At 69.5% G+C, this 14,049-nt stretch carries 12 protein-coding genes; 4 read left to right on the top strand and 8 right to left on the bottom strand.

Annotation, left to right across the window (positions count from 1 at the left end):
- Window positions 1-158 precede the first annotated feature (158 nt).
- Window positions 159-1,364: an MFS transporter gene (locus tag LX16_RS04905; protein ID WP_147133734.1), complete on the bottom strand. Its 1,206-nt coding sequence runs from the start codon at window positions 1,362-1,364 to the stop codon at window positions 159-161.
- A 255-nt stretch (window positions 1,365-1,619) separates the two neighbouring features.
- Here LX16_RS04905 and LX16_RS04900 point away from each other — a divergent pair, with 255 nt between their 5' ends.
- From LX16_RS04900 to narI, 4 genes are read left to right on the top strand one after another with little or no spacing between them, the layout of a single operon-like run.
- Window positions 1,620-5,279 carry a nitrate reductase subunit alpha gene (locus LX16_RS04900; protein WP_147137038.1) on the top strand — a complete coding sequence of 1,220 codons (3,660 nt, stop codon included), beginning with the start codon at window positions 1,620-1,622 and terminating at the stop codon, window positions 5,277-5,279.
- Between the two features lies 1 nt (window position 5,280).
- Window positions 5,281-6,981 carry a nitrate reductase subunit beta gene (gene narH / locus LX16_RS04895; protein WP_147133731.1) on the top strand — a complete coding sequence of 567 codons (1,701 nt, stop codon included), beginning with the start codon at window positions 5,281-5,283 and terminating at the stop codon, window positions 6,979-6,981.
- Window positions 6,978-7,619, top strand: coding sequence for a nitrate reductase molybdenum cofactor assembly chaperone (gene narJ, locus LX16_RS04890; RefSeq protein WP_211354286.1), 642 nt, complete (start codon window positions 6,978-6,980; stop codon window positions 7,617-7,619). The genes narH and narJ overlap by 4 nt, the downstream gene beginning before the upstream one ends.
- Window positions 7,616-8,350, top strand: coding sequence for a respiratory nitrate reductase subunit gamma (narI, locus tag LX16_RS04885; RefSeq protein ID WP_147133728.1), 735 nt, complete (start codon window positions 7,616-7,618; stop codon window positions 8,348-8,350). The genes narJ and narI overlap by 4 nt, the downstream gene beginning before the upstream one ends.
- Before the next feature lie 248 nt (window positions 8,351-8,598).
- Here the strand turns inward: narI and LX16_RS04880 are convergent, their stop codons facing one another.
- From LX16_RS04880 to LX16_RS04850, 7 genes are all read right to left on the bottom strand, one after another.
- Window positions 8,599-9,315, bottom strand: a complete 717-nt coding sequence (locus LX16_RS04880; RefSeq protein WP_147133725.1) for a hypothetical protein — start codon at window positions 9,313-9,315, stop codon at window positions 8,599-8,601.
- 146 nt (window positions 9,316-9,461) lie between these two features.
- Complete coding sequence (locus LX16_RS04875; protein WP_147133722.1) at window positions 9,462-10,214, bottom strand: DivIVA domain-containing protein; 753 nt, start codon at window positions 10,212-10,214, stop codon at window positions 9,462-9,464.
- A gap of 76 nt (window positions 10,215-10,290) precedes the next feature.
- Complete coding sequence (locus LX16_RS04870) at window positions 10,291-10,590, bottom strand: YggT family protein (protein ID WP_244615678.1); 300 nt, start codon at window positions 10,588-10,590, stop codon at window positions 10,291-10,293.
- A 17-nt stretch (window positions 10,591-10,607) separates the two neighbouring features.
- On the bottom strand, window positions 10,608-11,174 hold the full coding sequence (locus tag LX16_RS27865; protein WP_147133719.1) for a cell division protein SepF: 567 nt from the start codon (window positions 11,172-11,174) through the stop codon (window positions 10,608-10,610).
- 59 nt (window positions 11,175-11,233) lie between these two features.
- The gene (locus LX16_RS04860) at window positions 11,234-11,962 is read right to left on the bottom strand and encodes a YggS family pyridoxal phosphate-dependent enzyme (RefSeq protein ID WP_147133716.1); all 729 of its coding nucleotides are present in this window, start codon (window positions 11,960-11,962) and stop codon (window positions 11,234-11,236) included.
- 10 nt (window positions 11,963-11,972) lie between these two features.
- Complete coding sequence (ftsZ, locus tag LX16_RS04855) at window positions 11,973-13,097, bottom strand: cell division protein FtsZ (protein WP_147133713.1); 1,125 nt, start codon at window positions 13,095-13,097, stop codon at window positions 11,973-11,975.
- Window positions 13,098-13,306: 209 nt separating this feature from the next.
- Window positions 13,307-14,047: a cell division protein FtsQ/DivIB gene (locus LX16_RS04850; RefSeq protein ID WP_147133710.1), complete on the bottom strand. Its 741-nt coding sequence runs from the start codon at window positions 14,045-14,047 to the stop codon at window positions 13,307-13,309.
- Window positions 14,048-14,049 lie beyond the last annotated feature (2 nt).

The following is a 14,049-nucleotide window of genomic DNA, read 5'->3' as shown; positions in this document are numbered from 1 at the left end:
CTCGACGTGTGCGACAGCACAGCTCGGACATGACCGCCCCCCGGCACGTTCGTGGAAACAGCCCCGAATACAGGGCTCGCGCGGCAGGCCGCCGCGCGTTAAGCGCCCATGGTACGCCACATCAGTCACACAAGCAATCACTTGCCGCCAACGTGTTGTCACCCTCCGCCGTGCTCGCGCGCGGGGTGACGGAACTTCGCGGCCGTGAACAGACCCACCGCCGCGGCGGTGACGGCCAGCAGGACGAAACCGATCGTGTAGGCGCCGGTCGCCTGGTACACCACGCCCATCACCAGCGGCGGGAAGTAGCCGCCCAGCCCTCCGGCGGCGCCCACCACGCCGGTGACCGTGCCGACGCGGGCGGGCGCGACCAGCTTCGCCACCAGGGCGAACACGCCACCGGTCCCCAGTCCCAGCGCGACCGCCGTCAGGACGAACGCGGCACCGGCGGGCAGTTCCGGTGGCGGCCGGAACGCCAGTACCACGGCCATGACGGCCGTACCGAAGAACGACACCAGGCACACCGCCGTCGGCCCGAACCGGTCCGACAGCATCCCGCCCACCGGACGCGCCACCACCGCCGCCAGCGAGAAACCCGCGGTGCGTATCCCCGCGTCGGTCTGCGCGAAGTCGTAGGCGGTCGTCAGCAGCGTCGGCAGATAGGTCGAGAACGCGACGAAGCCACCGAACGCGATCGCGTACAGCAGCGACATCTGCCAGGTCGTCGCCAGCCGCAGTGCCCCGCGGATCCGGGGCAGGGCCGGTTCGGTGCCGGGCCGCCAGTCCGGCGCGTCACGGCTGAACAGCCACATGACCGCGCCCGCCACCAGCAGCGCGCCGGCCAGCACCAGGTGCGTGCTGCCCACTCCCCACCACTCGGCGAGGCGCGGCGTGATGAACGCCGACAGCGCGGTCCCTCCCATTCCGGCGCCGAACATGCCGGTGGCGAAACCACGTCGCCGCGGCGGGTACCAGGCGTTGACGAAGGGGATGCCGACGGCGAACGACGTCCCGGCGACCCCGAGGAGGAAGCCCCACGCCAGCAGGGCCGCGAACGAGTCGTGCCACAGGCCGACCAGGAGGGTGGGGACGATGCTGATCCAGCAGACCGCCGTGAACATGACCCGGCCGCCCCACCGGTCGGTCAGCACACCGACGGGGATGCGTCCCAGGGCGCCGACCAGCACGGGGAACGCCACCAGCAGCGACGTCTGCGCCGGTGACAGGTCGAGGCGTTCGGTGTAGGTCTTCGACAACGGTCCGATCAGGTTCCACACCCAGAAGGTCAACGCGAACGCGCCGGTCGCCAGTGCCAGGTTCCGCCCGGCGCCGGGCACCGGCGTCACCCGCTCCTCCTGAGCCACCCGTCCTCCCCGGTAAGGCCGTCACGTGGGTTCACAGTAGAACCGGGCGCCGCCCCGGCGGCCCGGAACCGTCAAACCGGGCGGCCCGGCGACTGTCCACGATTCACCCCTGACGACCTGCGCCGTGTACTACGGTGCGAACCAGGCGGCCGATGTGGGCGGGGGCTCGGGGCGGCGGCGGACGGGTCGCCGGCGGCCGTGCGGTGGGCGTACCCCCGTCGGCGGAGACGGAGGGCACCGGTGACGTCCGAACCCATGGGGGGCGAGGCGACGCGCGCGCTGTTGCGTACCGCCGTCCATCTGACCAGGGCCGAGGCGACACCCGACGCCCGCGCGGTCGTCAAGCACGGGGGCCGGCAGGGCGACGTGTTCTACCGCGACCGGTGGAGCCACGACAAGGTGGTCCGTTCCACGCACGGCGTCAACTGCACGGGCTCCTGCTCGTGGCAGGTGTACGTCAAGGACGGCGTCATCACCTGGGAGACACAGGCCACCGACTACCCCTCGGTGGGACCCGACCGTCCCGAATACGAACCCCGTGGCTGCCCACGCGGGGCCGCCTTCTCCTGGTACACGTACTCCCCCAACCGGATCCGGTACCCGTACGCGCGCGGCGTGCTCGTGGACATGTACCGGGAGGCCAAGCGGCGCACCGGCGACCCCGTCACGGCGTGGGCCAGGGTCACCGAGGACCCCGAGCAACGGCGGCGGTACCAGTCGGCGCGCGGCAAGGGCGGACTGGTCCGCGTCGAATGGGACGAGGCCCTGGAGATGGCCGCCGCCGCCCACGTCCACACCATCCGCCGCCACGGCCCCGACCGGATCGCCGGCTTCTCCCCGATCCCCGCCATGTCCCAGGTGTCACACGGCGTCGGTGCCCGGTTCGTCAACCTCATCGGCGGCTCCATGCTGTCGTTCTACGACTGGTACGCCGACCTGCCGATGGCGTCGCCGCAGGTGTTCGGCGACCAGACCGACGTCCCCGAGTCGGGTGACTGGTGGGACGCGGCGTACCTCGTCCTGTGGGGCTCCAACGTCCCGGTCACCCGCACCCCCGACGCCCACTGGATGACCGAGGCGCGTTACCGGGGACAGAAGGTCGTCGTGGTGTCACCGGACTACAGCGACGCCACCAAGTTCGCCGACGACTGGCTCGCGCCGCACCCCGGCACCGACGGCGCGCTGGCCATGGCGATGGGGCACGTGATCCTCAAGGAGAACTTCGTCGAACGGGTCCGCCCCGCGTTCGCCGACTACGTCCGCCGGTACACCGACCTGCCGTTCCTGGTGCGGCTCACCGAACACGGCGACACGCTAGTCCCGGGGAAGTTCCTCACCGCCGCCGACGTGTCGACCGGTGAGGCCGCCCCGGAGGACGTGTGGCGGCCGACGGTCATGGACGACGCCACCGGCCGACCGGTGGCGCCACTGGGCACCATCGGTGACAGGTGGTCCGACTCCGGCGCCGGCCGGTGGAACCTGCGGCTCGGCGACATCACGCCCCGCCTCAGCATGGCCGGTGTGGACGCGGAATCGGTGGAGGTGACGCTTCCCCGGTTCGACGTCGACGGCGGCGTCCTGTCGCGGGGTGTACCGGCGGCCCGGGTGGGCGGGGAACTGGTCACCACCGTGTTCGACCTGCTGCTCGCGCAGTACGGGGTGGCGCGACCGGGACTGCCCGGCGTGTGGCCGCGCGGCTACGACGACGCGGAGCAGCCGTACACGCCCGCGTGGCAGGAGGCCCACACCGGCGTCCCCGCCCGCCGGGCCACCCGGATCGCCCGCGAGTTCGCCGACACCGCCGCGGCCTCCGGTGGCCGCGCCATGATCGTGCTGGGGGCCGGCACCAACCACTGGTTCCACGGCGACACGATGTACCGCGCGTTCCTGACCCTGCTGCTGTTGACCGGGTGCCAGGGCGTCAACGGCGGCGGCTGGGCCCACTACGTGGGGCAGGAGAAGTGCCGCACCCAGGCGGGATGGGCGGCGTACGCGTCCGGAATGGACTGGAGCCGGCCGCCCAGGTTCATGGCGGGCACCTCGTACTGGTACCTGCACACCGACCAGTGGCGGTACGACACCTACGACGCTTCGGCGCTGGCGTCACCGGTCCACCCCGACGCCATGTCCGGTCGCCATACCGCCGACCTGGTGGCGGCGTCGGCCCGGATGGGCTGGATGCCGTCGTATCCCACGTTCGACCGTAATCCGCTGGAACTGGCCGCCGAGGCCCGCCACGCCGGACGCGGCGTCGAGGAGCACGTCGCGACCGAACTGCGGGACGGACGGCTCCGGTTCGCCACCGACGACCCCGACGACCCGCACAACTGGCCCCGGGTCCTGACGGTGTGGCGCGCGAATCTGCTGGGTTCCTCCGCCAAGGGCGACGAGTACTTCCTGAAGCACCTGTTGGGCACCGATCACGCCGTGCAGGGGGCGGAGGCCGGCCCGGCGCACCGCCCCAAGACGGTCCGGTGGCGGGACGAGGCGCCGACCGGGAAGCTCGATCTGCTGCTGTCGATCGACTTCCGGATGACCAGCACGACTCTGTTGTCGGACATCGTGTTGCCCGCGGCCACCTGGTACGAGAAGCACGACCTCTCCACCACCGACATGCACCCGTTCGTCCACGCGTTCAACCCGGCCATCGACCCGCCGTGGCAGGCCCGCACCGACTTCGAGGCGTTCAAGGGGCTCGCGGAGGTGTTCAGCCGACTCGCCGTCGACCACCTCGGCACCGTCACCGACATCGTGGCCGTCCCCGCCCAGCACGACACACCCGGTGAACTCGCCCAACCGGGCGGGACCGCCCCGGACTGGCGGGCCACCGGCGACACGCCCGTGCCCGGCAGGACGATGCCCGCGTTGGTGGTGGTGGAACGGGACTACCGCGAGATCGCGGCGAAGCTGACCGCCCTGGGACCGTTGACCGAGGAGGCGGGCCTGCCCGTGAAGGGCGTGAAGTTCACACCCGACGAGGAGATCCGCTGGCTCGCCGCGCGCAACGGGACCGCCGAGACCGGTGTCGCCCGGGGTCGTCCCCTCATCGACACCGACGTCAAGGCGTGCGAGGTCATCCTCGCCCTGTCGGGCACCAGCAACGGCAGACTCGCCGCGCAGGGGTTCCGGCGGCTCGCCGAACGGACGGGAACCGACTTCTCCGAGCTCATCGGAGCCGCCGCCGAGCGGCGGGTCGTGTTCTCCGACACCCAGGCCCGGCCCACACCGGTCGGTCCGAGCCCGGAGTGGTCCGGGAAGGAGTCGCCGCAGCGGCGGTACTCGCCGTTCACGATCAACGTGGAACACGACAAGCCGTGGCACACGCTGACCGGCCGCCAGCACTTCTACCTGGACCACGACTGGATGAGACTGTTCGGCGAGTCGCTGCCGGTGTACCGGCCGCCGCTGAACATCACGGCGCTGTTCGGTGAGCCCGAACTCGGCCCCACCGGGGAGAGGTCGGTGACGGTGCGGTACCTCACCCCGCACTCCAAGTGGTCGATCCACTCCGAGTACCAGGACAACCTGATGATGCTGACCCTGTCCCGGGGCGGCCCGACACTGTGGATGAGTCCACAGGACGCGCGGATCATCGGCGCGGTGGACAACGACTGGGTGGAGGCCGTCAACCGCAACGGCGTGGTCGCCGCCCGGCTGGTCGTGTCGCACCGGATGCCCACCGGGACGGTGTACATGTACCACGCCCAGGAGCGGGTCATCGACGTGCCGAAGACCGACACCACCGGCAGGCGCGGCGGCATCCACAACTCGCTGACCCGCCTGCTCGTGAAACCGACCCACCTGATCGGCGGCTACGCGCAACAGTCCTACGCGTTCAACTACATCGGGCCGACCGGCAACCAGCGCGACGAGGTCACCGTGGTCCGCAAGCGCCGCACCGGAGTGAGGTACTGAGATGGCAGAGCAGCGACGCCCCGTCGGGCGGGTGATGGCCCAGGTCGCCATGGTGATGAACCTCGACAAGTGCATCGGATGCCACACCTGCTCGGTCACCTGCAAACAGGCGTGGACCAACCGCACCGGCGTCGAGTACGTCTGGTTCAACAACGTCGAGACGCGCCCCGGGCAGGGCTACCCGCGACGCTACGAGGACCAGGAGACCTGGCAGGGCGGTTGGCGGCGCACCCGGGGCGGGCGGCTGCGGCTGCGCTCCGGCGGGCGGTTGCGGAAACTCGCCACCATCTTCGCCAACCCGCGGCTGCCGTCGCTTCAGGACTACTACGAGCCGTGGACGTACGACTACGAGAACCTGATGACGGCACCACTGGGCGACGACATGCCGGTGGCCGAGCCCAGGTCGCTCATCACGGGACGGCCGACGTCGATCACGTGGAGCGCCAACTGGGACGACGACCTCGGCGGCGGCCCGGACCTGACCGCGTCCGACCCGGTGGTGCAGCGGCTCGGCGACCGGATCAAGCTCGACTTCGAGCGGACGTTCATGTTCTACCTGCCCCGCATCTGCGAACACTGCCTGAACCCGTCGTGCGTGGCGAGCTGCCCCAGCGGCGCGATGTACAAGCGCGCGGAGGACGGCATCGTGCTGGTCGACCAGGACCGCTGCCGGGGCTGGCGGATGTGCGTGACCGGGTGCCCGTACAAGAAGGTGTACTTCAACCACAAGACCGGCAAGGCCGAGAAGTGCACGTTGTGCTATCCCCGCGTCGAGGTGGGCATGCCGACCGTGTGCTCGGAGACCTGCGTCGGGCGACTGCGGTACCTGGGCGTCGTCCTCTACGACGTCGACCGGGTCGGTGCCGCCGCCGCGGTGCCCGACCCGCGCGACCTGTACGAGTCGCAGCTGGACGTGCTGCTGGATCCGGCGGACCCGGAGGTGAGACGGGCGGCGGCCCGTGACGGCATCCCGCCGCACTGGATCGAGGCGGCGGTCCGGTCACCGGTGCATCAGCTGATAAGCCGGTTCCGGGTCGCGTTGCCGCTGCATCCGGAGTACCGGACCATGCCGATGGTCTGGTACATACCGCCGTTGTCGCCCGTGGTGGACGCCCTCGGCGAGACCGGGCACGACGGGGAGGACGTGGGCAACCTGTTCGGGGCGATCGACACACTCCGCATCCCGGTGGAGTACCTGGCCGAACTGTTCACCGCGGGCGACCCGGAGCCGGTCACGGCGGCGCTGCGCCGGCTGGCCGCGATGCGTTCACACATGCGGGCGGTCAACCTGGGCGAACCGCCCGATCCCGGGATCGCCGAGTCGGTGGGCTTCGACGCGGAGGAGATCCAGCGGATGTACCGGCTGCTGGCGATCGCCAAGTACGACGAGCGTTACGTCATCCCCACCGCGTACGGCGTCGACGACGCCGACCGGGGTGTCATCGAGGAGATCGGCTGCAGTCTCGACTACGACGGCGGTCCCGGCATGTCGCCGGTGAACCACTCCGCGGGCCTCGGCGAGGCGTCGGGGCGCACGACACCGGCCACGGTGGAGAACTTCCACGCCCTGCGGGTGCGGCAGAGCAGCGACCGGCGCGGCGACCTCTCGGGGAGGGTCAACCTGCTGAACTGGGACGGCAACGGCCGCCCTCGGGGCCTGTTCCCCGACCGGGGCGACGATTCGCCGAAGGAGCGGTCGTGAGCGCCGACGCCGGGGTGATCCGGCACGCCGCCGGGATGCTGCTCGCCTATCCGGACCGGGCCGCCCGCGACCGGTTGCCGTTGGTCGCGGCGGCGCTGGCCGAACAGCCGCGCAGCCGGGTCCGGACCGATCTGATCCGGTTCACCGAGGAGCTGGCGGCGGCCGACCCGTCGGCGGCGGCCGCCGAGTACGTGGAGACCTTCGACCTGCGGCGGCGACGCAGCCTGCACCTGACCTACTACTCCGACGGCGACACCCGCCGCAGGGGTGGGGCACTGGCGGCGGTCAAGGGAGTGATCCGGGAGGCGGGTTGGGTTCCGCCCGTGGACGAGTTGCCCGATCACCTGGCGGTGCTCTGCGAGTTCGCCGCGCGGGACCCGGACCGGGGTGTGCGGTTGCTGGTGGAGTTGCGTCCCGGGCTGGAGCTGCTGCGAGAGGCGTTGCGGGAGGCCGGATCCCGGTACCTGGTCGTCGTCGACGCGGTCCGGGGCACCCTGCCGGCCGGGGACGCGACACTGGCGGAGCGGGTGCGTCGGCTGGCCGGGGAGGGTCCCGCTCGCGAATCGGTCGGGCTGTCGGGTTACGGGGGCGCCGTGCCGTTGGGGATGCCGACCACGGCGCGAGGGGGTGCGCGGTGAGTGAGGGGTCCTGGCTGCTGTGGGGCGTGTTGCCGTACGTGGTCCTGGCCGTCTTCATAGGGGGGACGGTCTGGCGGTACCGCTACGACCGGTTCGGCTGGACGACACGGTCCTCGCAGTTGTACGAGTCGAGGCTGCTGCGCATCGCGAGCCCGGTGTTCCACTTCGGGATCCTGGTGGTGATCGTCGGTCACGTGATCGGGCTGCTCATCCCGGAGAGCTGGACCCGGGCGGCCGGGCTGTCCGACACCGCGTATCACGTCGTCGCCCTCGGACTCGGGTTGGTGGCCGGCGTGTGCACGCTCGCCGGGATCTCGCTGCTCATATGGCGGCGACGCACCGTGGGACCGGTGTTCTCGGCGACCACCCGCAACGACAAGCTCATGTACCTGGTGCTGGTCACGGCCATCCTGGCGGGTCTGGCCACCACGCTGCTGTCGGGCATCGGTGAACTGACCGGCCGGCCGCAGACCGACTACCGTCAGACCGTGTCGGTGTGGTTCCGAAGTATCTGGGTCCTGCGACCGGACGTCGAGGCGATGTCGGCGGCGGCGACCTCGTTCAAGGTGCACGTCCTGACCGGTCTGGCGTTGTTCGCTCTGTTCCCGTTCACCCGGCTGGTCCACGCCTTCAGCGCTCCGGTCGGCTACCTGTTCAGGCCGTACATCGTGTACCGGACCAGGGACACGGGTACCGCGGCGGCCCGCAGACCGGTCCCGCGCGGTTGGTGACCTCCGCTCCCGGATGCGACCGGCCGAATGCGAAGCCGGACCTTGAACCGCCTTAAGCCGGCTTAAGGTGACTTAAGGTGCCATTCAGGCAAACCGGTCTAGGCTCGAAGTATGGGGCGGAGGTTGGAGGCCCCCTCGGCAAGGCGACACGGGAGCCCGAGACGGCGGAACATCCAGGACGCGACAGGGGACGCGCGGCGGATGGCACCCCGGCGGGAGTCGGTGGTGGGGATGTCGGGACGCGCGGATCAGAAAGCGTCCGGGCGGTCGTCGGAGTCCGGTACCGATCCGGACCGGCGGCGTGTGTGGCGCGGTGGCTGCTCGGCGGACACATCCGGGGGGACATGTCCGCCGACAGCAGCTTCGGGCCGCGCTAACCGGTGGGTCGGTTCCCGCAGCAGTGACTGCGCGGGGCGGCACAGCGAGCAGGCGCTGAACCCGAGTTCGACGGCCTCGTAGGCCGGGAGGGGCTCGGCGTCGCGCCCGATCAGGTGGACACAGCCGCCGAGGTGGAAACGCGGGCGACCGTCGACGACCATCACCTCGGCGTCCATCCGCATCAGCGCGGCGGCCTCCACACTCGACATCGGCACCTCGGCCGGTTCGTCGGCCGGGACCAGGCTCGTGTCGACGTCGATGTCGATGAACTCGTCACGAGACGTCTTCGAGCCCTCACCACGGCCGTCGACGGCCGGGAACTCGCCGGTGTCGTAACGGTTCCGGCGTCGTCCACCCGTACGCAACCGTTCGTTGGTCTCGTCCGGGGAGAATTCCTCACGATCGTGTCGACCGCTCGCAGACCTGTCAGGCTTGTTGCGGGAACCCACGTACAAGCAGACCGCCGCGACCAGGCTGGCCACGATCGTCCCGATCAGGAATGAGTCATTGCCGTTGGCGAGCCCGACGATCAGGAATCCGGCTCCGGCAACCAAGAGCAGTAAACTACCGACGATCATGATGTGCATCAACCCCCACATAGACGATGTTGGCGGTGCGGCGCCTCGGCGGAGACACACACCCTACGGCACCCTCGTGACGGCGCTCACGCGAGATCACGCGGAACCTTACACCTAACACAACGTCCCAGCGGCGATTGGGTTACTGCGCCCTATCAGCGCATCACGTCGGCCGGTGCCCCCGCCAGCATGGGGTTTCCGGCACCGCCGCGGATCTCCGGGTGGACCTCGGCGTCGCCCTCGATGACTCCCTCGCCGCGACCGGTGAGGTCGCGCAACTGGCTCTCCAGGTATGCCTTCAGGCGGGTGCGGTACTGACGCTCGAAGGTCTTGAGCTCCTCGATGTGCTTGTGCAGCGCGGAGCGCTTCGCCTCCAGCTTGCCCATGACCTCCTGGTGCTGCTTCTTGGCCTCACGCTCCAGGGTGTCGGCCTGCGCGCGCGCCTGGCTCACCATCTCCTCGGCCTGGGTGCGCGCCTCGGTCAGTACCGTGTCGGCCTCGCTGCGGGCGCTGTCCAGCGCCTCGTCGGCGGTCCGCTGCGCGACCATCAGGAGCCGCAGCGCCTGCTGCTCGCCACCTTCGGATCCGCCCTGCGCGCCGGCGCCGTTGCGGCGGAACTCCTCGAGTTCGGCCTCGGCCGCCATGGCGGCCTGCTCCGCGACGTTCTTCTCACGCTGGAGACGTTCGAGCTCTCCGAGCAGCTCGGCGTGCTCGCCCACTCCTGCGGGGGCGCCTGACAGCAGTTGCTCGTTCTGCGCACGTAGCTTGTTGTTGAATTCGATGAGACGCTCCAGCTCTCGCTCCACCTCATCGAGAAAGTTGTCGACTTCATCCTCGTTGTAGCCACGGTTGCCGATCGGGGCCTTCTTGAACGAGATGCTGTGAATGTCGGCCGGGGTCAGCGGCATCGAAAACTCCTACACTTCGGTCCGCGGCCGGGAGTGACCGCTTTCGTATCGCCTGCCGTGGATGGTCTCCACAGACCTAGGGAAGGTACATCAAAGGCGCCACCACATAGGTCTTGAGCACTATGACAAATATCAACAGCACCACGAAGGCGAGGTCCAGCGCCACGTTACCAAGCCGTAGTGGAGGCATGAGGCGACGCAAGCCTTTCAGGGGGGGATCTGTGGCCGAAAAGACGACCTCCAACGTGATGGAGGCGGCACGACCGGGGTGCCAGCGGCGGGCGAACCGCATCACCATGCCCGCCACCAGCCGAGCCAGCATCAACAGGTAGAAAACGTACAGGGCCAGGTAGACAATCTGCCACAACGCCGTCACGGCTACCCGCTACCTCACTAACTCTGGTTGAAGAACCCGCCTTCGGCGATCTTCGCCTTGTCCTCGGCGGTCACCTGGATGTGCGCAGGTGACAGGAGGAACACCCTATTGGTGACCCGATCGAAACTACCACGCGTCCCGAACACCAGACCAGCCGCGAAGTCGACCAGCCGCTTGGCGTCGGACTCGTCCAGTTCGGACAGATTCATGATGACCGGGGTGCCGTCGCGGTACGCCTCACCGACCGTCCGCGCCTCGTTGTAGGTCGTGGGGTGCACCGTGGTGATCCGGTACTCGGGACTGTCGCTGACCAGCATCGGCCGCTCCCTGGTGGCCGGCTCGGGCGCCAGAGCCAGACTGTCCCGGGTCAACGGCGTGACCGAGGCAGGCTGACGGGAAAGCTGACGCACGGTGGCGCGATCACCACCGGAACGGTCGGTGCGCTCCAGTCGGCGCACTCGTGATTGACTACTGCGCTCGGCACGATCGTCGAACTCGTCGGAGTCGTCAAAGTCGTCGTATTGACGGTCCTCTTCGTCTTCGATCAAGCCGAGCCAGACGCCCGCCTTGCGCATCGCGCCCATCGACTCTGCTCCCTCCCGGCCTGGTGTCGCCCAAAACTACAGCGATGTTCTTCTTCGATCTAGCGCACAGGGTACCCGACATTCCGACGGGCTCCGAGCAATTTGCTGCCCAAACGGATCATTGTGGCACCACAGGAGATCGCCTCCGCGAAGTCCCCCGTCATGCCCGCCGACATCTCCGTCGCTTGTGGTGCGAGGCGTCTCACCTGGTCGGCGTGGTCGGCAAGACTCTCAAATGCCTTGATGGGTTGCCACTCGACGGGGGCCACCGCCATGACGCCGCGCAGTGACAGGTTCTCGGCGGCGAGCACCGACTCCACCAGGGCGTCGCGTTCGGCCGGTACGACGCCGCCCCGGGAGGGATCGCCGTCGAGACTGATCTGCACGAGCACGTCCAGGCGGCGGTCGCGGCGACGGCAGGCGTCGTCGAGCGCGGACACCAACGCCGCCCGGTCGACCGACTGCACGAGGTGCGCGTACTCCGCTACCGACCGCGCCTTGTTGCGCTGCAACCGGCCCACGAAGTGCCATCTCACCGGCACACCGAGGTCGGCGAGCTCCCGGGCCTTCTCCGACGCCTCCTGGTCCCGGTTCTCACCGAGGTCGGAAACGCCCAGGGCCGCCAGGTGGGCGGCGTCCTCGGCCGGGAAGTTCTTGGTGACCGCGACGAGCGTGACGTCCGAGGGGACCCGCCCGGCCGCGGCGCAGGCGGCGGCGATCTCCTCACGGGCCAGCCGCAACGACGCCGCGATCTCGTCACGGCGTCTCGGCTGGTCGGTCGGCGTCATCACTCGCGGATCAGGATCCGTTCTTGAGGAAGTCCGGGACGTCGACGTCGTCGAACAGCACCTTGCGGGGCGGCGGCGGGTTGGCGCCGGGCCGGGACATCGGCGTCGGCTCGCCCCCCACCGGGCTCGGATCGGCCGGTGGTTCCGGCGCGGACAGCCGGATCGGCTCGGGGATCTCGAAGGAGCTGTCCTCGGCGTCGAATCCGGCGGCGATGACGGTCACGCGGGCCTCGTCGCCGAGCGCGTCGTCGATGACCGCGCCGAAGATGATGTTGGCGTCGGCGTGGGCGCAGTCGCTGACGAGTTCGGCGGCGTCGTTGATCTCGAAGAGGCCCAGGTCGGAGCCGCCGGCGATCGACAGCAGGACGCCACGGGCACCCTCCATGCTCTGTTCCAGCAGGGGCGAGGCGATGGCGGCCTTCGCGGCCTCGACCGCGCGGTTCTCCCCACGGGCACTGCCGATGCCCATCAGCGCCGAACCGGCACCGCTCATGACGCTCTTGACGTCGGCGAAGTCGAGGTTGATCAGGCCGGGTGTGGTGATGAGGTCTGTGATGCCCTGGACACCGGACAACAACACCTGGTCGGCGAGCCGGAAGGCGTCCATCATGGTGATACCCCGGTCACCGGTCTGGAGCAGCCTGTCGTTGGGGATGACGATGAGGGTGTCGCACTCGTTGCGCAGCTCCTCGATGCCCTCCACCGCCTGGGTCTGGCGGCGCTTCCCCTCGAAGGTGAACGGCCGGGTCACCACACCGATCGTCAACGCGCCGAGCTTGCGGGCGATGTTGGCGATCACGGGCGCCCCGCCGGTGCCGGTGCCGCCGCCCTCTCCACAGGTGACGAAGACCATGTCGGCGCCCTTGAGAACCTCCTCGATCTCGTCGCGGTGGTCCTCGGCGGCCTTGGCGCCGACCTCGGGGTTGGCGCCGGCGCCCAGACCACGGGTGAGTTCACGGCCGACGTCCAGTTTGACGTCGGCGTCGCTCATCAACAGGGCCTGCGCGTCGGTGTTGATCGCGATGAACTCCACGCCCTTGAGTCCGGCCTCGATCATTCGGTTGACGGCGTTGACACCGCCGCCGCCGACACCAACGACCTTGATGACTGCCAGGTAGTTGTGCGGTGGTGTCATATCTCCCCTGTCCTTCCTCTGCTGGCCCGACGGCAGGAGGGGTCTGGTGTCCTCATGTCCGATCGCGACCTAGCCGACCCTGCGCGATCTATAAATATATTGTTGTCCGCAACGTATGACCTGTGCCCGGCCCGGCCACGGATGTGTTCCGGCGTGTCGCCGATCTGGATGATCAACCGTCCCGCATTCTCAGGTACACGCAACTCAACTTAGCTCACCGTGGGAACGTCTGGTGCGCTGACGTCGAAATGTCGTTCCGGCCGGGACAGCAGCGCGGTGGCCACCTGAGCCTTGCGGTCCGAATCGGAGGCGTCACCCCAAAATACCGTGCGCTCGTCCTCGAGCAGCAGGGTGATCCTGGTGGCGGCGGGGGCCGACACCTTGACCAGCAGCGATTCCAGCTCCGGAGTGAGCGCCGACAGTACGGTCAGGACCGCCACCGTGGCGGGGTCGGCACGGCCTGGATCATCCAATGTGGCCACCACGGTGCCCGAGGGGGCATCCTCGACGGTCCGGAACACGACCCCTGCGGCGTCCACCAGGGCGTAACCGTCCCCGGTCGGCACCGCCAACCGGGGTGTCCGTTCGGTGATCTCCACGACGACGGTGTGCGGCCAGTCCCTACCGACCTCGACCCGGGCGACCTCGGCGAGTTCGGCGACCCTCGCGGCGATCCCGTCGGCGTCGACGGCCAGCAGCGAGGTGCCGCGCGGGACCGCCGCGGCCTCCCGGACCTTGTCGGGGTCGGTGAAGGTCGCCCCGCGCACCTCGACGCGTTCCACCCCGAACGCCGGGGAGCCGTAACCGAGCCAGGTGACGAATCCGGCCAGCACCACCACGCCCAGCACGGTGAACACCAGCCAGCGTCGGCCGCCGCGCACCCGCGCGGTGAGGAGCCGCCACGTCCGGGGGCTCCTCGTCCTGGACTTCCTGGTTCCGGGCCGGGCCATGC

Source organism: Stackebrandtia albiflava (genome assembly GCF_007994225.1).
GTDB lineage: Bacteria > Actinomycetota > Actinomycetes > Mycobacteriales > Micromonosporaceae > Stackebrandtia > Stackebrandtia albiflava.
The sequence above is the reverse complement of the archived record's forward strand: the minus strand, read 5'-3'. Positions and strand labels throughout refer to the sequence as shown.

What these genes read in the sequence shown, in the direction of transcription:
- LX16_RS27865 (WP_147133719.1), bottom strand. Translation starts at nt 11,174, where the DNA reads ATGGGCGCGATGCGCAAGGCGGGCGTCTGGCTCGGCTTGATCGAAGAC.
- narH (WP_147133731.1), top strand. Translation starts at nt 5,281, where the DNA reads ATGGCAGAGCAGCGACGCCCCGTCGGGCGGGTGATGGCCCAGGTCGCC.
- LX16_RS04875 (WP_147133722.1), bottom strand. Translation starts at nt 10,214, where the DNA reads ATGCCGCTGACCCCGGCCGACATTCACAGCATCTCGTTCAAGAAGGCC.
- LX16_RS04860 (WP_147133716.1), bottom strand. Translation starts at nt 11,962, where the DNA reads ATGACGCCGACCGACCAGCCGAGACGCCGTGACGAGATCGCGGCGTCG.
- ftsZ (WP_147133713.1), bottom strand. Translation starts at nt 13,097, where the DNA reads ATGACACCACCGCACAACTACCTGGCAGTCATCAAGGTCGTTGGTGTC.
- LX16_RS04880 (WP_147133725.1), bottom strand. Translation starts at nt 9,315, where the DNA reads ATGCACATCATGATCGTCGGTAGTTTACTGCTCTTGGTTGCCGGAGCC.
- LX16_RS04900 (WP_147137038.1), top strand. Translation starts at nt 1,620, where the DNA reads ATGGGGGGCGAGGCGACGCGCGCGCTGTTGCGTACCGCCGTCCATCTG.
- LX16_RS04850 (WP_147133710.1), bottom strand. Translation starts at nt 14,047, where the DNA reads ATGGCCCGGCCCGGAACCAGGAAGTCCAGGACGAGGAGCCCCCGGACG.